This window comes from Streptomyces sp. NPDC046465 (genome assembly GCF_040646035.1).
In the GTDB taxonomy this organism is placed as follows: domain Bacteria; phylum Actinomycetota; class Actinomycetes; order Streptomycetales; family Streptomycetaceae; genus Streptomyces.
The window spans coordinates 283,585-304,386 of sequence record NZ_JBEYZK010000006.1; the positions used below are offsets into that span (position 1 = coordinate 283,585).

Annotated in this window: 13 protein-coding genes; 6 read left to right on the forward strand and 7 right to left on the reverse strand. The window is 72.3% G+C overall.

What is annotated here, in order from left to right; genetic code table 11:
- Positions 1-151 precede the first annotated feature (151 nt).
- From infB to ABZ953_RS12230, 6 genes are all read left to right on the forward strand, one after another.
- Positions 152-3,343 (forward strand): translation initiation factor IF-2, encoded by a 3,192-nt coding sequence (infB, locus tag ABZ953_RS12205; RefSeq protein ID WP_361720887.1) that lies wholly within the window; start codon positions 152-154, stop codon positions 3,341-3,343.
- Positions 3,344-3,505: 162 nt separating this feature from the next.
- Positions 3,506-3,799, forward strand: coding sequence for a DUF503 domain-containing protein (locus tag ABZ953_RS12210; protein WP_361720890.1), 294 nt, complete (start codon positions 3,506-3,508; stop codon positions 3,797-3,799).
- Positions 3,800-3,849: 50 nt separating this feature from the next.
- On the forward strand, positions 3,850-4,311 hold the full coding sequence (gene rbfA, locus ABZ953_RS12215; RefSeq protein ID WP_361720893.1) for a 30S ribosome-binding factor RbfA: 462 nt from the start codon (positions 3,850-3,852) through the stop codon (positions 4,309-4,311).
- Positions 4,308-5,216: a tRNA pseudouridine(55) synthase TruB gene (truB, locus tag ABZ953_RS12220; protein WP_361720896.1), complete on the forward strand. Its 909-nt coding sequence runs from the start codon at positions 4,308-4,310 to the stop codon at positions 5,214-5,216. The genes rbfA and truB overlap by 4 nt, the downstream gene beginning before the upstream one ends.
- Before the next feature lie 315 nt (positions 5,217-5,531).
- Entirely contained in the window at positions 5,532-9,089 is a 3,558-nt protein-coding gene (locus ABZ953_RS12225; RefSeq protein WP_361721025.1) for a trypsin-like peptidase domain-containing protein, read from the forward strand.
- Between the two features lie 150 nt (positions 9,090-9,239).
- Positions 9,240-10,193 (forward strand): bifunctional riboflavin kinase/FAD synthetase, encoded by a 954-nt coding sequence (locus tag ABZ953_RS12230; protein WP_361720899.1) that lies wholly within the window; start codon positions 9,240-9,242, stop codon positions 10,191-10,193.
- A gap of 170 nt (positions 10,194-10,363) precedes the next feature.
- Here the strand turns inward: ABZ953_RS12230 and ABZ953_RS12235 are convergent, their stop codons facing one another.
- The 7 genes from ABZ953_RS12235 to ABZ953_RS12265 form a co-directional block, all read right to left on the reverse strand.
- Complete coding sequence (locus ABZ953_RS12235; protein WP_361720902.1) at positions 10,364-11,365, reverse strand: ABC transporter ATP-binding protein; 1,002 nt, start codon at positions 11,363-11,365, stop codon at positions 10,364-10,366.
- Between the two features lie 29 nt (positions 11,366-11,394).
- Positions 11,395-12,423, reverse strand: a complete 1,029-nt coding sequence (locus ABZ953_RS12240; protein ID WP_361720905.1) for an ABC transporter ATP-binding protein — start codon at positions 12,421-12,423, stop codon at positions 11,395-11,397.
- Complete coding sequence (locus tag ABZ953_RS12245) at positions 12,420-13,352, reverse strand: ABC transporter permease (protein WP_361720908.1); 933 nt, start codon at positions 13,350-13,352, stop codon at positions 12,420-12,422. The genes ABZ953_RS12240 and ABZ953_RS12245 overlap by 4 nt, the downstream gene beginning before the upstream one ends.
- Positions 13,349-14,443, reverse strand: a complete 1,095-nt coding sequence (locus ABZ953_RS12250; RefSeq protein WP_361720911.1) for an ABC transporter permease — start codon at positions 14,441-14,443, stop codon at positions 13,349-13,351. Before ABZ953_RS12250 ends, ABZ953_RS12245 begins: the two co-directional genes overlap by 4 nt.
- A 3-nt stretch (positions 14,444-14,446) precedes the next feature.
- A complete protein-coding gene (locus ABZ953_RS12255) occupies positions 14,447-16,336 on the reverse strand; it encodes an ABC transporter substrate-binding protein (RefSeq protein ID WP_361720914.1) in 1,890 nt (629 codons plus the stop codon).
- Positions 16,337-16,651: 315 nt separating this feature from the next.
- The gene (locus ABZ953_RS12260; RefSeq protein ID WP_361720917.1) at positions 16,652-19,744 is read right to left on the reverse strand and encodes an SCO5717 family growth-regulating ATPase; all 3,093 of its coding nucleotides are present in this window, start codon (positions 19,742-19,744) and stop codon (positions 16,652-16,654) included.
- Between the two features lie 294 nt (positions 19,745-20,038).
- A complete protein-coding gene (locus ABZ953_RS12265) occupies positions 20,039-20,737 on the reverse strand; it encodes a hypothetical protein (RefSeq protein ID WP_361721028.1) in 699 nt (232 codons plus the stop codon).
- Positions 20,738-20,802 lie beyond the last annotated feature (65 nt).

Consider the following 20,802-nt stretch of genomic DNA (forward strand, 5'->3'; position numbering starts at 1 on the left):
CGCAAGACGTGGCTGTACGGAACCCCGTGCGGCCCTGGTACCCCGCGAGTTGGAAGTAGGTCGAGATTGCGATGAGCACTCGATGAGCACGCGATGAGTACGCCCATGAAGTAGCGACGGTCCGGCGTAACCCGGACCTAAAAGGAGCGAAGTGGCTAAGGTCCGGGTATACGAACTCGCCAAGGAGTTCGGAGTAGAGAGCAAGGTCGTCATGGCCAAGCTCCAAGATCTCGGTGAATTCGTACGTTCGGCGTCCTCGACGATCGAGGCGCCTGTGGTACGCAAACTGACTGACGCATTCCAGCAGGGTGGCGGCAACGGCAAGTCCGCCGCCAAGCCCGGCGCGCCGCGCAAGCAGGCCGCCCCCAAGCCGGCGACGCCGTCGGCGCCCTCTCCCGCGCAGGCCGCCCGTCCGGGTCCGGCCGCGCCCAAGCCGCCGGCGCCCAAGCCCGCCGCGGCCGAGAAGCCCGCAGCTTCGCCGGCGACCCCGGGCCCGCGCCCGACGCCCGGCCCGAAGCCGCCGGCCCCCAAGCCCGCGCCGGCCTCGCCGGCTCCGGCCGCCCCGGAGTTCACCGCTCCGCCCGCCGCCCCGGCTGCTCCGGCAGCCCCCGCGGCCCCGCAGACCCCCCGCCCGGCGAGCGCCGCTCGCCCGGGTGCCCCGAAGCCCGGTGGCCGTCCGGCCCCCGGTCAGGGCCAGGGTCAGGGTCAGCAGGGCCAGGGTCAGGGTCAGAGCCGTGGTGACCGCGGTGACCGCGGTGACCGTCAGGGCGCCCCGCGCCCCGGCGGCCAGGGCGGTGCCCCGCGCCCCGGCGGCCAGGGCGGTGCCCCGCGTCCCGGCGGCTCCCGTCCCGCGGGTCCGCGTCCGGGCAACAACCCCTTCACCTCTGGTGGCTCCACCGGTATGGCGCGCCCGCAGGCGCCCCGTCCGGGCGGCGCACGTCCCGGCCCCGGTGGGCCCGGCGGCCAGGGTGGCCCCGGCGGTCCTGGTGGCGCCCCGCGCCCGCAGGGCCAGGGTGGCCCCGGTGGCGCTCCCCGTCCGCAGGGTCAGGGCGGCGCCCGTCCGACCCCGGGCGGCATGCCTCGCCCGCAGGGCGGCGCTCCGCGTCCCGGCGGCGGTCCCGCCGGTAACCGTCCGAACCCGGGCATGATGCCGCAGCGTCCCGCTGCGGGCCCGCGTCCCGGTGGTGGCCCCGGCGGCGGTCGTGGTCCCGGCGGTGGCGGCGGTCGTCCCGGCGGTGCCGGCGGCGGTCGTCCCGGTGGCGGCGGCGGCTTCGCCGGTCGTCCCGGCGGTCCCGGTGGCGGCGGTGCGGGTCGTCCCGGTGGCGGCGGCGGTTTCGCCGGTCGTCCCGGTGGTGGCGGCGGTTTCGCCGGTCGTCCCGGTGGCGGTCGTCCCGGTGGTCCCGGTGCCCGTGGTGGCACGCAGGGTGCGTTCGGCCGTCCCGGCGGGCCCGCCCGTCGTGGTCGCAAGTCGAAGCGGCAGAGGCGCCAGGAGTACGAGGCCATGCAGGCCCCGTCGGTGGGCGGCGTCATGCTGCCTCGCGGCAACGGACAGATCGTCCGCCTGTCGCGCGGTGCCTCGCTGACCGACTTCGCCGAGAAGATCAACGCCAACCCGGCGTCGCTCGTCGGCGTGATGATGAACCTCGGCGAGATGGTCACTGCCACGCAGTCCGTCTCCGACGAGACGCTGAAGCTCCTCGCGGACGAGATGAACTTCGTCCTGGAGATCGTCAGCCCGGAGGAGGAGGACCGCGAGCTCCTCGAGTCGTTCTCCATCGAGTTCGGTGAGGACGAGGGCGGCGAGGAGATGCTCGTCTCCCGTCCGCCGGTCGTGACCGTCATGGGTCACGTCGACCACGGTAAGACCCGACTTCTGGACGCGATCCGCAAGACGAACGTCGTTGCGGGCGAGGCCGGCGGTATTACGCAGCACATCGGTGCGTACCAGGTCGGCGCCGAGGTCAACGGCGAAGAGCGTCGCATCACCTTCATCGACACCCCCGGTCACGAGGCGTTCACCGCCATGCGTGCCCGTGGTGCGAAGTCCACCGACATCGCGATCCTCGTGGTCGCGGCGAACGACGGTGTGATGCCGCAGACGATCGAGGCGCTGAACCACGCCAAGGCGGCCGACGTGCCGATCGTGGTCGCGGTCAACAAGATCGACGTCGAGGGTGCCGACCCGACCAAGGTGCGCGGTCAGCTCACCGAGTTCGGTCTGGTGGCCGAGGAGTACGGCGGCGACACGATGTTCGTCGACATCTCCGCGCGCAAGGGCGAGAACATCGAGCAGCTGCTCGAGGCCGTGGTCCTGACCGCGGACGCCTCGCTCGACCTGCGGGCCAACCCGGAGCAGGACGCGCAGGGCATCGCGATCGAGGCCCACCTCGACAAGGGCCGCGGCGCTGTCGCGACCGTCCTCGTCCAGCGCGGTACCCTCCGCGTCGGCGACACGATGGTCGCCGGTGACGCGTACGGCCGAGTCCGCGCGATGCTCGACGACAAGGGCGAGAACGTGGAAGAGGCGACCCCGTCGACTCCGGTCCTCGTGCTCGGTCTCACCAACGTCCCGGGCGCCGGCGACAACTTCCTGGTCGTCGACGAGGACCGTACGGCCCGTCAGATCGCCGAGAAGCGTGCCGCCCGTGAGCGCAACGCCGCGTTCGCCAAGCGCACCCGCCGGGTGTCCCTCGAGGACCTCGACCAGGTGCTCAAGGCCGGTCTCGTGCAGGACCTCAACATCATCATCAAGGGCGACGCGTCCGGTTCGGTGGAGGCTCTCGAGTCCTCGCTGCTCCAGCTCGACGTCGGTGAAGAGGTCGACATCCGCGTCCTGCACCGCGGTGTGGGTGCGGTCACGGAGTCGGACATCGACCTGGCGATGGGCTCCGACGCCATCGTCATCGGCTTCAACGTCCGTGCGGCCGGTCGTGCCGCGCAGATGGCGGAGCGCGAGGGCGTCGACGTCCGCTACTACTCGGTGATCTACCAGGCCATCGAGGAGATCGAGGCGGCCCTCAAGGGCATGCTCAAGCCGGAGTACGAGGAGGTCGAGCTCGGTACCGCGGAGATCCGCGAGATCTTCCGCTCGTCCAAGCTCGGCAACATCGCGGGTGTCCTCATCCGTTCCGGCGAGGTCAAGCGCAACACCAAGGCCCGACTGCTGCGCGATGGCAAGGTCATCGCGGAGAGCCTCAACATCGTGGGCCTGCGCCGCTTCAAGGACGACGTCACCGAGATCCGCGAAGGGTTCGAGGGCGGTATCAACCTCGGCAACTTCAACGACATCAAGATCGACGACGTCATCGCGACGTACGAGATGCGCGAGAAGCCGCGCGGCTGATCGACTGCCTCACAGCAGTCCGATCTGCGCGGTAGAGCGTCGGGGCCGGTCGACGGGGAAAATCCCGTCGATCGGCCCCGGCCGTTCCGTGTACGGTTCTTGTGTCCCTGCCAAGCGGTTGGCGGGGCCTCGACCCCGTACCGGCGGGACATCCGGACACATATGTATGTGGGGACTCTGTCCTTCGATCTGCTCCTCGGCGACGTACATTCGCTGAAGGAGAAACGCTCCGTCGTCCGTCCGATCGTCGCCGAACTCCAGCGGAAGTACGGAGTGAGCGCGGCGGAAGTGGGCGGTCAGAACCTGCACCGCAGAGCCGAGATCGGCCTCGCGGTGGTGTCCGGCGACGCGGGCCACCTCCATGACGTACTGGACCGGTGCGAGCGCCTCGTCGCCGCCCGGCCCGAAGTGGAGCTGCTGTCGGTCCGACGGCGGCTGCACGGCGACGATGACTGAACACAGCAAGACAAGCCCAGGGAATGCCCGGGGATAAGGGAGACGGAGCAGTGGCCGACAACGCGCGGGCGAAAAGGCTGGCGGACCTCATCCGAGAGGTGGTTGCTCAGAAGCTGCAGCGCGGGATCAAGGACCCGCGGCTCGGCACGCACGTGACGATCACGGACACCCGGGTGACCGGTGACCTGCGGGAGGCCACGGTCTTCTACACGGTCTACGGCGACGACGAGGACCGGGCGGCCGCGGCCGCGGGCCTGGAGAGCGCCAAGGGCGTACTCCGGTCGGCGGTCGGCCAGGCGGCGGGCGTGAAGTTCACGCCGACCCTCGCCTTCGTCGCGGACGCCCTGCCGGACAACGCCAGGGCCATCGAGGACCTGCTGGACAAGGCACGGATCTCGGACGAGAAGGTACGCGAGGTCTCGGCAGGCGCCGAGTTCGCCGGTGGGGCCGACCCGTACCGCAAGCCCGAGGACGAGGCCGACGAAGAAACGGACGGCGACGCCCGCGCATGAGCAAGAGCAGCACCACAACGCCGGACGGACTTGTCATCGTCGACAAGCCGTCCGGCTTCACTTCGCACGACGTGGTGGCCAAGATGCGCGGGATCGCCAAGACCCGCCGCGTCGGGCACGCGGGCACCCTCGACCCGATGGCGACGGGTGTCCTCGTGCTCGGCGTCGAGCGCGCCACCAAGCTCCTCGGCCACCTGGCGCTGACCGAGAAGGAGTACTTGGGCACCATCCGCCTCGGACAGAACACGATCACCGACGACGCCGAGGGCGAGATCACCTCGTCCACCGACGCGTCCGCGGTCACCCGTGAGGGCATAGACGCGGTCATCGCCAAGCTCTCCGGCGACATCATGCAGGTGCCGTCGAAGGTCAGCGCCATCAAGATCGACGGAAAGCGGTCGTACGCGCGGGCCCGCAAGGGCGAGGACTTCGAGATCCCCGCCCGGCCCGTGACGGTCTCCGCCTTCACGGTGTACGACGTCCGCGAGGCCGTGGCCGAGGACGGCACGCCCTGCCAGGACCTGGTCGTCTCGGTCGTCTGCTCCTCCGGTACGTACATCAGGGCGCTCGCCCGCGACCTGGGCGCGGACCTCGGCGTCGGCGGCCACCTGACCGCGCTGCGGCGCACCCGCGTCGGCCCCTACAAGCTGGACGCGGCCAAGACCCTCGACCAGCTCCAGGAGGAGCTGACGGTGATGCCCGTGGCCGAGGCCGCGGAGCGCGCCTTCCCGCGCTGGGACGTGGACGAGAGGCGCGGCCGGCTGCTCCTGAACGGCGTCCGGATCGACATGCCCGAGGAGTACGCGGGCGTGGGCGCCGTCGCCGTCTTCGACCCGGAGGGCCGCTTCCTGGTCCTGGCGGAGGAGTCGCGGGGCAAGGCCAAGAGCCTGGCGGTCTTCGCGTAACGCCGTCCTGGCTGGTCCTGGCCGGACGAGAGCAGTGATCTCGCTGTGGAGCGGCGGACTCAGGTCCGCCGCTCCCGCGGTCCCCCATAGAGGTGTATCCACCGCCACGCGCCCTTTCACCCCATCGGGCAGGCGCTCGGAGTGAACCGCGGGGTCGGAAGGGGGCGCGTTCGCGTCGCCGTCTGTCCCGCTGATCACCCCCGACCTACGGTCGGTACATACGGGACATGGTGGGGAGGTTCGAGCATGGCGGGACGCAACCCCCGGCCCGGGCGCGCCGGGGACGCGGGGGAGCCGGGCGGCCTCCCGGACCCGATGCCCGACCGCTCGTTGGTGCGGGTGTGCGATCTCGCGGGACGCCCGCGGGGCACGGGGTTCGCAGCCGACGAGGACGGCACGGTCGTCACGAGCCACGAAGCGGTCGACGGCCTCGCCCGGATCGTCCTGCACGCACCGGGCGGACGCACCTGCGTGGTGCCCGCCGACGCGGTGCAGGCCCTGCCCGCCGCGGGCCTCGCGCTCATCCGCACCGAAGGACTCGGACTGCGGCCCCTGCCCGTCACCGTGCGGGACTCCGTCGCCACCGGCACGTATGTGCGGATCGCCGCGCACGGCTGGCGCGAGGCGCGCGTCCTCGGCTCCTCGGCGGTGACGTACACGGCGACGGACCGCTTCCATCTGGTGGACGCCGCCCTGGAACTGGCGATCGGCACGGACGGCGCCGACGCGCTCCGGCTCGGCGGCGGAGCGGCCGGCGGCCCGGTCGTCGACGCCTCGTCCGGCGCCGTCCTCGCCGTCCTCGGGACCGCCCTGCTGCCGCAGGCCCCCGAGCCCGCACCGCCCGGCCAGGACGCCTGCACCCACCGCCCCGCGGGTTACGCGCTCTCGCTGCGGGCCGCGGCCGCCGCCGACCCGGACGGGCCGCTCGCCGCACTCCTCGGCCGCAACGCGGCGACCGTTCCCGCGTACGGCGAGGACCTCAACCTCGCGGGCGCGCTGCACCTGACCGCCACCTCGGCGGGCTCCGACGGGCCGCGCACCCCGCTCCGCGAACCGGTCGAACGACCCGACACGGCACATGAGTTCACCGCCTTCACGGCCGGGCCCGCGCGCGTGCTCGGGCTCGTCGGCGACCCCGGCACGGGCCGCACCACGGAGCTGGCCGCACTCGCCGCGCGGCGGGCACGGGGCGCCGAGCCCGCCCCCACGCTCTGGCTGCGCGGCGCCGACCTGCGGAGCACGGACACCTCCGTGGCCGACGCGGTGGAGCGGGCCCTCGACCGCGCCGGGCGGATCCTGCAAGCGGCGGACGAGACCCCCGCGGACCGCGGCCTCGGCGACATCTCGGCAGGCCGGACCGCACGGCTCGTACGGGACGCGGGGCGGCCCCTGCTCCTGCTGCTCGACGGCCCCGAAGAGATGCCGCCCGCGCTCGCACACCTCCTCGCGCGGTGGAGCGAGGGCACCGCCCGCTGGCTGCGGGAGACGGGCACGCGCCTCGTCGTCGCCTGCCGCGCGGAGTACTGGGAACAGGCCGGAGCCCACTTCGACGCGGCAGCGCTGCACGCGGCCGAGGAGAGCGCGGGGCTCCCCGGCTGCGTACGCCTCAGTGATCTGCCAGAGCCCCAGGCCCGCCGGGCCCGCGCGGAGTACGGCCTCCCGGACGGCGCGCTCGCCCCCGCCGACGCGCGCCATCCGCTGGCGCTGCGGCTGCTCGCCGAGGTGCGGGCCGCCCGGCCGGACGCGCCGCCGCCGGGCACCCCGGACCGGGCGGAGATCTTCGCGGCCCACCTCGACCTGCTCTGCCTGCGCGTCGCGGTCCGGCTCGCGGCGGCGAACGGACTGCGCGGGAGCGCGGTGCGCCGCCTCGCCGCGACGGTGTCCGGGCAGGTCCACGAGGCGGCGCGGCGGTGTCTCGGGCCAGGCCAGGGGGGACTGGACACGGCCGCCTTCGAAGCGGTGTTCCCGTGGGGGGCACTGTCGGGCTGTACGGGGTGGGCGCCCGCCGTCCTCACGGAGGGGCTGCTCGTACCCGCCGGTGCGGGTTACCGCTTCGCGCACGAGGAGCTGGCCGACTGGATCCAGGGGGCGCACCTCGACGTGGACGGCGCGCTGACGTCGCTGGTCCACCGGCACCGGGGCCCGGCCCACACCCCGGCCCATACCCCGGCCCACACCCCGGCCCATACCCCGGCCCACACCCCGGCCGTCCCGGAACAGCGGCGCCGCGGGCGGGCCCCGGCACCGGTCCCGGCCCCCCGCCCGCTGCCGGTGCCGAGGCACCGCATCGGCCCGGTGATCCAGGCGCTGCTTTCGCTCGGCCGCCAGCGGGGCGCCGCGGAGCTGGCCTCGCGCCTGGTCGGCCTGGCGGACGCGCTGGTGGACTTCGCCGATGAGCCGGTGCGGACGGCCGCGGCGGCTGACGCTGACGACTCCGACGACTCCGACGACTCCGGGGACGCCGCCTGGTGGGCCGCCCACCTGCTCGGCGAAGTGCTCCTTCGCGTGCCCGACGCGTCCCCGTACCTCGCCGTGCTCGAACCGCTCGCCGAGCGGGGGCAGTTCGGGCCCTCCTTCTGGCTGACGCTGCCCCTGGGCGAGGACGCCCGCTTCGCGCTGCTGCGGCGCCGCGTCGTGCACGACGGCCCGCCGGGCGCCCCGGACCGCTGCCTCGACGCCGTCGCCGAACTGCTCGCCGCCGACCCCGCGGGCGTACAACCGCACCTCGCGCACTGGTTCACCGACGAACGGCCGCTGGCCGCCGCGCCCGACGCCACCGTCGCCTCCGCCGCGCAGGCGCTGCTCCACACCCACCGGCACCGCGCCATCGACGACCTCACCGAAACCCTGGCCGACTGCGCCGACACGCACGCCGTCGAACTGCTCACCGCGCTCGCCGAGGAAGAGCCCTCCGCCGTCTGCCGCGCCGTCGCCCGCTGGGCCCGCGACGAGCGCCCCGCCCGCCGCGTCGCGGCCGCCGCCTACGGCCCGCTCGCCGCCCCGCACACCACCACCCGCGCCGACCGCGAGCTCCTGCGGCACGCCGCCTTCGCGCTGCTCGCCCCCGCCGACGACACCCTGCACGGCTCCGCGCTCGCCCTCCTCGTCCACGACCCGCAGACCCGCTCGCGTCACCTGCCCCACGCCCTGTGCCGCTTCGCCGCCGGAGACCCCCGGCTGCCCGCGACCGCCCTGGCCGCCGCCCTTGCCACCCATCCCGATCTCGTGCTCGACGCCTTCCGCGGCCGCCTGCACGCGCCGGGACCGGTGCCCGAGGACGTGCTGTGCGCCCTCGCCGACGTGACCACTCCCCCGCTCGCGCGCCGCGTGGCCGACCTCGTGCACGACCTCCTGGAAGCCCGCCCCGAGGCGGCGGGCCCCGCCGCCGCGTACATCGACCGGCGGCTCGAACACGGCCCCGCCGTGCGCCCCGTCCTCTTCCCGCTGGTCGCCCGGCTGCTGCACAGCCGCCCCGCAGGGGTACGGGCCGCCCTCGCCCCCGTGCTCGCCGCCCCCGGCACCGCCGCCTCGCGCGACCTGCGGGGCGAGCTCCTCGACGTACTGCTCAGCGAGGAGCGGGACTCCGCCGTCCTGGAGAGCGTCCTGCGGGCGGTGGCCGACGGCAGGGGGGAGTGCGGCGAGGCCCGCACCCGCGAGCGCGTGCACCGCACCGGACTGCTGCTCGTGCGCACCCCGGAGGGCGCCTCCCGCTTCGACCGGCACCTGGTGGAACTGGCCCGCACCCGGCCGGGCTTCGCCGCGCTCGTCGCGGGCTGGATCGGCGCGGCCCCGCAGGACTGGGCCGCGGTGGTCGGCCCGAGCGCCGGCCGCACCATCGAGGGTCTCGCGGGCGGGGTCCGGGTCCCGGCCTAGGTTCAGCGGTCCGAACCCGGGCAAGTGACCCCCGCCACTCCCTCCGGTGCGAGCCCCGACCCGTCGGCATGGCAGTCTTAGTCCTGCGCAATCGGCAATGGGAACGTACAGATGTACGTGACGTATACGGGTTCGGCGAGGAGCAAAGAAGTGCAGCGCTGGCGTGGCTTGGAGGACATCCCCCAGGACTGGGGGCGCAGCGTCGTCACCATTGGTTCCTACGACGGCGTGCACCGCGGTCACCAGCTGATCATCGGGCGTGCCGTGGAGCACGCGCGTGAGCTCGGCGTGCCCGCCGTGGTCGTCACCTTCGACCCGCACCCCAGCGAGGTCGTGCGCCCCGGCAGCCATCCGCCGCTGCTCGCCCCGCACCACCGGCGCGCCGAGCTGATGGCTGAGCTGGGTGTGGACGCGCTCCTGATCCTGCCCTTCACCGCGGAGTTCTCGAAGCTGTCGCCCGCCGACTTCGTCGTCAAGGTCCTCGTCGACAAGCTGCACGCGCGCGTGGTCGTCGAAGGCCCCAACTTCCGCTTCGGCCACAAGGCCGCGGGCAACGTCGACTTCCTGGCCGAGCTCGGCCGGAAGTACGACTATGAGGTCGACGTCATCGACCTCTACGTCAGCGGCGAGGCCGGCGGCGGCGAGCCCTTCTCCTCCACCCTGACCCGGCGCCTGATCGCCGAGGGCGACGTGACGGGAGCGGCGGAGATCCTCGGCCGCCCGCACCGCGTCGAGGGCATCGTCGTGCGCGGCGCGCAGCGCGGCCGCGAGCTGGGCTTCCCCACCGCCAACGTGGAGACGCTGCCCCACACCGCCACCCCCGCCGACGGCGTCTACGCCGGATGGCTGCACGTCGAGGGCGAGGCGATGCCCGCCGCGATCTCCGTCGGCACGAATCCGACGTTCGACGGTACGGAGCGGACGGTCGAGGCGTACGCGATCGACCGGGTCGGCCTCGACCTCTACGGCCTGCATGTCGCCGTCGACTTCCTCGCCTTCGTCCGCGGCCAGGCGAAGTTCGACTCGATCGACTCGCTCCTCGTCGCCATGGCGGACGACGTGAAGCAGTGCGGGGAGCTCGTCGAGGCGGCGCGGGGCGCGTAGATGCCGTGGGCGGTGCGGTGACGGTGCGGCTGCGGGCGCGTCGTGGTTGCTCGCGCAGTTCCCCGCGCCCCTGGAGAGCGCCCGTAGGGCGCTTCGCTCAGGGGCGCGGGGAACTGCGCGACAAGCCCCCACCGGGCCGGCACCCGCCGAAGAGCCAGCCCTGGCACCCGCTAAGGCGTCGCCGCCCAGTGACAGGCGACCTGCGTCCCGCCCCCACCCGAAAGCACTGCCAGATCCTCACCGCGGCAGCGGTCCGCCACCCCCGCCCGCTCCGCCTCGCCCGAGGCAAGCACCTGACACCGTGCGTGGAACCGGCAGCCGCCGGGAATGCGGGACGGGTCCGGCGGCTCGCCCGTGAGGACCACCGGGTCACCGGGAGCCTCGGGCAGAACAGACAACAGGGCCTGCGTATACGGGTGTTGAGGCGCCGTAAGGACCTCCTCCACCGTCCCCGTCTCGACGATCCGGCCCAGATACATCACCGCGACGCGGTCCGCGATGTTCCACGCGAGCCCCAGATCGTGCGTCACTACCAGCGCGGAGAGGCCGAGTTCGTCGCGCAGCCGGAGCAGCAGGGCGAGGATCTCGCCGCGCACGGACGCGTCGAGGGATGCCACCGGCTCGTCGGCGACGATGAGTTCGGGGTCGAGGACCAGCGCGCCCGCGATGACGACGCGCTGGCGCTGACCGCCCGACAGCTCGTGCGGATAGCGCAGGAAGAAGCGCTCCGGCGGCCGCAGCCCGGCCCGTGAGAGCGCCTCGGCGACCGCGGTCCGCTCGTCGCCCGGGTACCCGTGGATGCGCAGCCCCTCCGCCACGGCGTCGTACACCGTGTGCCGGGGGTTGAGCGAGCCGCTGGGGTCCTGGAGGACCAGCTGGACGCGCTTGCGGTACGCCTTGAGGGCGCGGCCCGAGTAGTCGAGAGGCTTGCCGCCGAACGTCACCCGCCCGGCGGTCGGCGGCACCAGGCCGAGCAGCGAACGGGCCAGTGTCGTCTTGCCGCACCCCGACTCGCCGACCAGGGCCACGATCTCGCCGCCCTTGATGTCGAGGTCGACGCCGTCCACGGCCCGTGCGGTCGGCGCGCCGCGGCGGCCGGGGAAGGCGATGTGCAGATCGGCGGCGGACAGCAGCGGGCCGTCGGCCGCGGGCGGGGTCGTGGACGCGGTCATGCGCGGTTCCTTTTCGCGGGGGCTCTCGGTCACGGCGTGCGCTCCGCCGCCGCGGGCGCCGCCGTGGGCTGCGCGGGGAGCGGCGCGCCCGCGTGGACGCAGGCCGCGCGGTGGTGCGGCCCCGCGTCCCGCAGGGCCTGGTCCTCCGTGGCGCAGGTGTCGAGCGCGACCGGGCACCGGAGGTGGAACGTGCAGCCCGTCGGCAGGTCGGACGGGTCGGGCGGGTCGCCGGGCAGGCCGCGCGGGGCGAACCGCGATGCCGGGTCGCCGATGCGCGGGAAGGCCGCCGACAGGGCCTTTCCGTACGGGTGCCGGGCGTTCTCGTAGACCTGGGAGGCGGGTCCCTCCTCGACGACGCGGCCCGCGTACATCACGGCGAGCCGGTCGCAGGTGTCGGAGAGCACCGCCAGGTCATGGCTGATCATCATCAGCCCGAGGTCCTGATCGCCCACCAACTGCTCGATCAGGCGCAGGATCTGAGCCTGGATCATCACATCGAGGGCGGTGGTCGGCTCGTCGGCGATGATCAGGCGGGGGTCGCAGGCGAGGGCCATCGCGATCATGACGCGCTGCCGCTGGCCGCCGGACAACTCGTGCGGGTAGGCCTGCGCGCGGGCCGCGGGCAGCCCCACCTGTTCGAGGAGCTCGCCGACCTTCCGCTTGGCGCCCGCCTGCGTCGCCTTCTTGTGCAGCAGGATCGGCTCGGCGATCTGGTCGCCGATGCGGTGCACGGCGTTCAGCGAGTGCATCGCGCCCTGGAAGACGATCGACGCGCCCGCCCAGCGCACCGCACGGACCCGCCCCCACTTCATGGCGAGGACGTCCTCACCGTCGAGCAGGATCTCGCCGGACACCTTCGCTCCGGCGGGCAGGAGGCGCAGCAGGGCCAGCGCGAGCGTGGACTTGCCGCACCCCGACTCGCCGGCGACGCCCAGCTTGTGACCCGCTTCGACGTGCAGGCTGACGCCTCGGACGGCGGCGGCGCCGTTGGCGTACGTCACTTCGAGGTCGCGCACGTCGAGGAGGCGATGGGGCTCAGTGGTCTGTACGTCGTTCAACGGGAGGCCCCCAGCCTGGGGTTGAGCACGGATTCCACGGCGCGGCCGCACAGCGTGAACGCCAGCGCGACGATCGCGATGGCGAGACCGGGCGGGGCGAGGTACCACCAGTGCCCGGCGCTGACCGCGCCCGCCTCGCGCGCGTCCTGCAGCAGGCCGCCCCACGAGACGTTGGTCGGGTCGCCGAGGCCGAGGAAGGCGAGCGTGGCCTCGGTGAGGATGGCGCTGGAGATGACCAGGGTGGTCTGGGCGAGGACGAGCGGCATGACGTTGGGAAGCACGTGCCGGGTCATGATGTGGCCGTGGCCGCCGCCGAGGGCCTGGGCGCGCTCGATGTAGGGGCGGGACTCCACCGCGAGGGTCTGGGCGCGCACCAGGCGCGCCGTCGTCGGCCAGGTCGTCACGCCGATCGCCAGGATGATCGTCCAGATCGAACGGGACATCACGGAGGCCAGGGCGATGGCGAGGACCAGCGTCGGCATCACGAGGAACCAGTCGGTGACGCGCATGATGACGGTGGCGTACCAGCCCTTGAAGTGCCCGGCCGTGATCCCGACGAGCGTGCCGATGGCGACGGAGAGGACCGCGGCGAGCAGCCCCACGGAGAGCGAGATGCGCGCGCCCCACACCAGGAGGCCGAGCAGGTCGCGCCCGAACTGGTCGGTGCCCAGCGGGAATTCGCCGCTCGGTGACTCCATCGGCTTGCCCGGCGCTTCGGTCACGCTCTGCGCGTCCGAGCCGACGAGCAGCGGCGCGAAGACCGCCGCGAGGCCGATCAGGACGAGCGCGGCGAGGCCGAAGAGCCCGGCCTTGTGCGTGCGGTACTCGCGCCAGAAGCGGGCGGCGGAGTGCCGCCTGCGCGTCCAGGCCAGCGACCGCGCGCTCTTCGCGGTCGCCCCGGGGGTGGTCGGTGCGGATTCGGTCGTCATCGGCCCACCCGGGGATCGAGCAGCGGATAGATCACGTCGGCCAGGGTGTTCATCAGGATCACCGCGGTGGAGAAGACGAAGAAGAGCCCCTGCACCAGCGGCAGGTCGGGCACGCTCAGCGCCGAGTAGAACAGTCCGCCGAGGCCCGGCCAGGAGAAGACGGTCTCGACGAGGATCGCGCCCGCCACCACCGTGCCGAGATTGACGAACATGAGCGTGACGGTCGGCAGCATCGCGTTCGGTACGGCGTGCCGCCGCCGTACGAGATCGTCCCTGAGGCCCTTGGCGCGCGCGGTCGTCAGATAGTCGCTGCCCATCTCGTCGAGCAGCGAGGACCGCATGACGAGCAGGGTCTGCGCGTACCCGACGGCGACCAGTGTGATCACCGGGAGCACCATGTGGTGCGCGACGTCGACGACGTACGCGAAACCGGTCTCGCCCCCGGACTCCAGACCACCGGTCGGGAACATCCCGGGGATCGGTCCGATCCCCACCGCGAAGACGATGATCAGGAGCAGGCCGAGCCAGAACGACGGCACCGAGTAGAGCGTCAGGGCGAGCCCGGTGTTGAAGCGGTCGCCGAGCTTGCCGTTGTGCCAGGCGGTGCGCGTGCCCAGCCAGATGCCGATGACGGTATAGAGCACGTACGCCGTTCCGGTGAGGAGCAGCGTCGCGGGCAGCGCATCGGTGATCTTGTCCATGACGGGGGCGTGGAACTGGTACGACGTGCCGAAGTCGCCGCCCAGGACATTGCCGGTGTAGTCCCAGAACTGGGCCATGACCGACTTGTCGAGGCCGAACTCCTTGCGCATCGCGGCCAGTTGCTCGGCCGAGACGCGCTTGCCGCCCGTCATCTGCTTGACGGGGTCGCCGGGGATCAGCCGGAACAGGAAGAAGCTGGTGACGAGCACGGCGAACAGCGACACGATCGCGCCGCCGAGCTTGCCCGCCACATAGAGGAGGTAGGCACGGGTGTCGCGGGCGCGCGGCCCGCGGGCCGACGGCGGCCCGGCCTCGGCCGGATCGCCGTCGGCCCCGGGGCCCGGCGGGCCCTCGGTGTCGAGCAGAGCGGGATTGCTGTCAGCGGTCATGCGTTACTCGCGGTCCTCTGCGGTCGAACGGCGGCGCAGGGCGAACAGGACTCCGCCGCCCACGAGCACCACCGCGGCAGCGGCGATACCGATGATGACACCGGTCGAGCTGCCGTCCTTGGAGGAACTCTTCCCATCCGCGGGCACGGCGGACCACCAGCTCCAATATCCGTCCTGGCCGAAGATGTTGCCCGCGGCCGTCGGCATGGTGGTGATGGACTTGATCTGATCGGTGCGGTAGGCCTCGACGGCGTTCGGGTACGCGAGGACGTTCATGTAGCCCGAGTCGTACAGCCACGACTGCATCTGCTTGACGGTGTCGGCCCGCTTGCCCTGGTCGTACTCGGCGAGCTGCTTGTCATACAGTCCGTCGAACTTCTTGTCGCAGATGAAGTTGTCGGTGGACGCGCTCTCCTTGGCCTTCACCGGCAGCGCGGCGCAGGTGTGGATGCCGAGCACGAAGTCGGGGTCGGGGTTGACGGACCACCCGTCGAAGGCGAGGTCGTACTCACCGGCGTACCAGGGCACGGACACGTCGTCGAGGCAGTTGACCTTGAGCCCGATCCCGATGTCCCCCCACCACTCCTTCAGGTACTTGCCCACGGCCTTGTCGTTCGGGTCGGTGGCGTGGCACAGGATGCGGAACTCGAGCGGCTTGCCGTCCTTGCCGACGCGCTGGCCGTTGTCGTTCTTCTGGTAGCCCGCCTCGTCGAGGAGCCGGACGGCCTTCTTCGGGTCGTACGTCAGCTCCTGCTCCGCCGACGGCTTCCAGGCGTACTCGGAGAAGCGCGGCGGAATGTACCCCGCGCCCTCGACGGCGTGTCCCTGGAACACCTTGTCGACGAGCGCCGCGCGGTCGACGGAGAGGAAGAGCGCCTGGCGGACCTTCTTGTCCAGGAGGGCTGGGTTCCCGTCGCCGAACTTCTTGCCGTCCTTGGTCTTGGCCCCCGGGTTCGTGGCGAGCGCGAAAAAGCGCCGCCCCGGACCCTCGTTGACCTTGATGTTGTCCTCGTTCTTCAGGGAGGCGGCCTGCGCCGGCGTGAGCGCGGGCTGCCCGGCGACGAACGACACCTCACCCTTCCTGAGGGCGGAGACGGCCGCGTCCTGGTCCTTGTACGTCCGGAAGACCAGCTCGTCGAACTTGGCCGGACCACGCCAGAAGTTCTTGTTGGCCTTCAGCTTCACGTACTGGTCGACCTTGTAGTCCGTCAGGATGAACGGGCCGTTGCCGACGACGGGGAAGTCCTTGTCGTTGTTGAACTTCGAGATGTCGTCGACCTTCTCCCAGACGTGCTTGGGAACGATCGGCACATCCAGCGCGGCCATCGTGGCCTGCGGCTTCTTGAGCTCGATGACCAGCTTGGTGGGGCTGGGGGCGGTCACCTTCCTGAAGTTGGTGACGAAGTTGGAGTTCGCGGTGGCGGTGCCTTCCCTGGACATCACCTTGTTGAACGTCCAGGCGGCGTCCTCGGCGGTGGCCTGCTTGCCGTCCGACCACTTGGAGTCGCCCCGGATGGTGTACGTCCAGGTCAGCTTGTCGGCGGACGGCTTCCAGTCGGTGGCGAAGCCGTCGATCGCCTTGTTGGTCTTCGCGTCGTAGTTCGTCAGATACTCGTACGTCAGCCGGTGCAGGCTGGTGCTGAGCAGCCGCTGGGCGAGGAATGGGCTGAGCGAGTCGACGCTCTGGGCCACGGCGACGGTGAGGACCTTCTTGCCGCCGTCCTTGGCCGCCGCCTGCTGAGGTGCCGGATTGAGAGGCGTGGCAAGACCGGCCGTCAGAGTGAACGCGGCGGCCCCACCGGCAATCACGATCCGCAGACGGCCGCGCGGGCGGGGCGGGCGTGCCGCTCTCTTCGGTACTGCTGATCTGCCGTGCTGTTCTTGTGTGTCCATGGGTCGGTGACCTCGCGTCATCGCTCGCGCAGGGATGGCTGGTTGCACGCTGGTGGATCAAGAAACGTCAGCTGGTTGATGTGTGTTTACCAGCGCCAGTCTGCGCACGTCAACGGCGGGTGAACCCCATGTGGCCTGCGGAAACAACGAGTTGACCGAGACGTTCCCCGCATTGGTAGAGACCGGTGACGCTTGGCTGGTGAGGGGGTGGCGGGTGGGGTTGCCGCTGTCGGCTCCCGCTGTGGGCAGGCGTTCCGGAACGCCGGTGGGCCCGCACCGGGGGACGGTGCGGGCCCACTAGGGGTCTGGCGGCGGCTACTGCTGCTGCTGCGGAGGGGGCGGCGGCTGCTGAGGCCCACCCGGCTGGAACGGCGCCCCGGGCTGGAACGGCGCCCCGGGCTGCACGGCCTGCGGCGGCTGGCCTTGCTGAGGCTGCTGGGCCTGCGGCGGCTGAGCGGGCCACCCCTGCGGAGCACCCGGCTGCTGCGGATAGGGCTCCGGATCGGGCTGCGGTTGCTGAGGCACCTGAGGCTGCGGCTGAGCGTACGGCTGCGGCTGCCCCGGAGCGTACGGCTGAGGCTGCTGCCCCGGCTGGGGCTGAGGCTGCGCTTGCGGCTGCGGCACCTGCCCCCCGTACCCCTGCTGCCCCTGCTGCCCCGGCATCGGCGGAGCCAGATGCGGCGGCGGATTCCCGTCCGACGTCCACAGCCCCTGCTTCTGCTGAGCCCGCACGAAGTCCTCGGCAACCATCGCGGAGAGGTTGAAGTACGCCTCCCGCACCTTCGGCCGCATCATGTCGAGATCGACCTCGGCGCCGGCGGCGAGATGCTCGTCGAATGGAATGACGACAACACCCCGGCACCGCGTCTCGAAGTGCGACACGATGTCGTCCACCTTGATCATCTTCCCGGTCTCGCGCACACCGGAGATGACGGTGATGGACCGCGAGACGAGGTCCGCGTACCCGTGCGCGGACAGCCAGTCCAGCGTCGTCGACGCACTGCTCGCGCCGTCCACGGAAGGCGTCGAAATGATGATCAGCTGATCGGCGAGGTCCAGAACGCCCCGCATGGCGCTGTACAGCAGCCCCGTACCGGAGTCGGTCAGGATGATCGGGTACTGCTTCCCCAGTACGTCGATCGCGCGCCGGTAGTCCTCGTCGTTGAACGTGGTCGACACGGCCGGGTCGACGTCGTTGGCGATGATCTCCAGCCCGGACGGCGCCTGCGAGGTGAAGCGCCGGATGTCCATGTACGAGTGGATGTACGGGATCGCCTGGACGAGGTCACGAATGGTGGCCCCGGTCTCGCGCCGCACGCGACGGCCGAGCGTACCGGCGTCGGGGTTGGCGTCGATGGCGAGGATCTTGTCCTGCCGCTCGGTGGCGAGGGTGGAGCCGAGGGCGGTGGTGGTCGTCGTCTTGCCGACGCCGCCCTTGAGGCTGATGACGGCGATCCGGTAGCAGGACAGCACGGGCGTCCGGATCAGCTCCAGCTTGCGCTGCCGCTCGGCCTCTTCCTTCTTGCCGCCGAGCTTGAACCGCGAGCCGCCGCCTGCGGGCCTGCTGCTCTTGGCCTTCGGCTTGTTGTTGCGCAGCAGCCGGTCGGAGGACAGCTCGACTGCGGCGGTGTAACCGAGTGGGGCGCCGGGGTTGGTCCGCTCCCGCTGGTCGTGCTGGACGGGCTGCGGCCAGGCGGCACCGGTACGGGGGTCGACGGGCGGCTGCGGCTGCGGTTCCTGCGGCGGCTGCGGCTGCTGAGGGAAGCCGTACCCACCGGGCTGGGGGGCGGGCGGCTGAGGCTGAGGGGTCGGATACGGCTGGGACTGCTGCGGCTGCTGCTGCGGCTGAACAGGCGGCTGTCCGGGGAAGGGTTGCTGCTGCCCCTGCGGCACGGGCGGCTGGGGGAACCCGTAACTACCGCCCTGTACGGGCGGGTTGGGCGCGACGGGAGCGGGCGGGGCCGGAGCGGGCGCGGGAACGGAGCCCTGAGCGGGCGGCGGCGGCGCGGAGGCGAAGGGCGCGCCGGGTACGACGGGTGAGGCGGGCGGGACGGGTGCGGACTGCGGGAATCCGTAGCCCGCCTGCGGCGTCTCGGGCGTCGGCGTCTCGGCCGGGGTGACCGGGGTGACCGGGGTGACCGGGGCGGCCGGGGTGACCGGGGCGGTGGGCGTGGTCCAGGCGCCCGGCGCCGGTTGCGGCGCCTGGGCCTGTACGGGCTCGGGTGCGGGTGCGGGCGGCGCGGGCTGGACCGGCTGCTGCGCCGGGGGCGGAGTCGGCTGGGGCGCGGGCCACTGGGGCGCCGAGGCCGGAGCCGCGGGCTGGTAGGCGGGCGGCAACGGCGGAAGCCCGGTCTGCGGCGAGGGCGGCGGCGGAGTCCACGAGGGCGGCACGGAATCCTGCACGGGGGCGTCGCCCGCGGCAGGCGCGACGTCCTGAGGCACGGCATCGCTGACGGAACCAGTGGAATCGGCGTCGACAGCTACGACGCCGGAGTCGGCCTCGTCCGCGCCACTGTCGCCGTCACCGTCACCCGCCTCCTGCCCCTCGTCGAGCCCATCCGGACCATCAGCGTCTTCGTCATCGCCAACGCCATCGAGGGACTCACCCTCATCGGAACCCTCAGCGGCCTTGGGCGCCTCAGCAGCGGCGGCACGCTCCTCGATCTCCTGCTTGAGGGCGTGAGCGGAGAACCGCATGGTGGCGCCACTCTCAAGATCACCACTTCCGAAGCTCTCATCGACGGGTGCGACGGGTGCGACGGGCCCGTCACCAGCCGCGACCTCATCCTTGGCCTCGACCAAAGCGTCAACCTCGTCCTTCGGCACGACGCCCGTCACGTGCACCGAGGCGGCAGGTCCGGCAAGGGCCCCGCTCCAGTCGGCGGCACCGGAAGCCACAGACGGCGCAGGCGCCGCGGCAACCTCCTCCGCAACTTCGCCACCCGCCTCGTCCGGAGCAGGAGCAGGAGCAGGAGCAGGAGCAGGAGCCGGAGCCGCAAGCTGAAACCCACTCCCCACAGGCAGCTTCGGAACGACACTGGGCACACCGGCCGAAGGCGGACTCACAGGCGGTGCCGGAGGGGCGGAGAAGGAAGGCAGAGGCCCGGAGGCAGCCGGATCCGACGAGACCGGCGGCGACACCGGAGCAGACGGCACAGACGGGGCAGCCGGTTCCGACGGGGCAGCCGGTTCCGACGAGACAGCCGGTTCCGACGAGACAGGCGGAGAAGAAACGGGCGACGCGGAAGGCGTCTCCCCCGCACTCCCCGAAGCGTTCTGCGTGTACCAGGCGGGCGCCGCATAGTCGATGGTGAACTCGCCCGTCGTCTCGGCAGCGGACTCCGCGTCGGACTGATCATCGACGGGTGATTCCCAGCCCCCGCGGATCTCGTCCCGATCGCTGTTCACAATGCCTCCTGGTGTGGTCGAGCACCCTCGTGCCGTGGTGGGGGGCGACCGTTCCTGTCGTCCGATCCGCCTGGCTCTCCCCGTTGAGGGACGCGCCGACCCGCTCACGGGTTCTGGCGTCGCGCCCCGTCCCAGCCTAATCACCAAAACCACGAGCACGGCAGGGCAGTCCACCCCACCGTGCTGTCCATTGCGTCACGTCCCGCCCAGAGGGGACCGGCACACACCAAACGGCCCCGGACAAAAGCCCCAACGGGCGACACCGCACCCCGAATTGCCCCCGCCTGGGCCGACTCAGTCCATCCGCCGAGCGGTACCCAACAATCCGGTCTCGGCGTCGGTGGCCTGCGTCATCACGTACTGCCGGTCACGGTCGGCACACCACAAGGTCACACCGTCCGCGAGCGTGGGCAGCGAATCGACGTCCCCGCCGGGCAACCCCAGCGACCGCCCGATCTGCACGGCTTCGTCCGGCGACACCCGCTGCACCCCCACGAGCCGGGCCTGCCGGATGAGCCGGGGGGCGACGGGACTCAGATAGGGCAACACGGTCAGCACCGACTGCCATGGCCCGGACACGACCCGCCCCCGAGGCGGCCGCATGCCGCAGTCCCGCACAACAAGCACAGGACTCCCCGCCGAAGCCCCCAGGGGCGGCACCCGCCCCACATCATGCACAGCCATCCCACTGGGCCCGACCCCCAGCGCCCGCACCAACTGCGCCCAAGCCCCGGCCCGCCCGGTCTCCACGGCCACCCGCGCCCCGGTAGCGGCGGCCCGGAAAGCGATGACCTGTGCCGTCCACAGCCCTCCGATGAAGAGAATGTCGTAGGGCGTGGGCCGATTGACGCCAAGGGTCGCGGGCCGACCCTGCGCGTCCGCGCCTATCACGACCCCGTCGTCACCGATCGGCAGCGCGAGCGCGTCCACCTGGTCGGCGGAGAGCGCGTGCCTTCCGTGGCGAGGGCCGATCAGCCCGAACCCGCCGCGCATGGCGGCCGCGAACGAGCCCCTGGCCCGCTCGCCCGGGGAACCCGTGACCGCGGGAGTCGGGACAG

Coding starts and splice junctions, on each gene's coding strand:
- ABZ953_RS12210 (WP_361720890.1), top strand. CDS start 3,506: ATGTATGTGGGGACTCTGTCCTTCGATCTGCTCCTCGGCGACGTACAT.
- truB (WP_361720896.1), top strand. CDS start 4,308: ATGAGCAAGAGCAGCACCACAACGCCGGACGGACTTGTCATCGTCGAC.
- ABZ953_RS12225 (WP_361721025.1), top strand. CDS start 5,532: ATGCCCGACCGCTCGTTGGTGCGGGTGTGCGATCTCGCGGGACGCCCG.
- ABZ953_RS12235 (WP_361720902.1), bottom strand. CDS start 11,365: ATGACCGCGTCCACGACCCCGCCCGCGGCCGACGGCCCGCTGCTGTCC.
- ABZ953_RS12245 (WP_361720908.1), bottom strand. CDS start 13,352: ATGACGACCGAATCCGCACCGACCACCCCCGGGGCGACCGCGAAGAGC.
- ABZ953_RS12250 (WP_361720911.1), bottom strand. CDS start 14,443: ATGACCGCTGACAGCAATCCCGCTCTGCTCGACACCGAGGGCCCGCCG.
- ABZ953_RS12255 (WP_361720914.1), bottom strand. CDS start 16,336: ATGGACACACAAGAACAGCACGGCAGATCAGCAGTACCGAAGAGAGCG.
- ABZ953_RS12265 (WP_361721028.1), bottom strand. CDS start 20,737: ATGCGCGGCGGGTTCGGGCTGATCGGCCCTCGCCACGGAAGGCACGCG.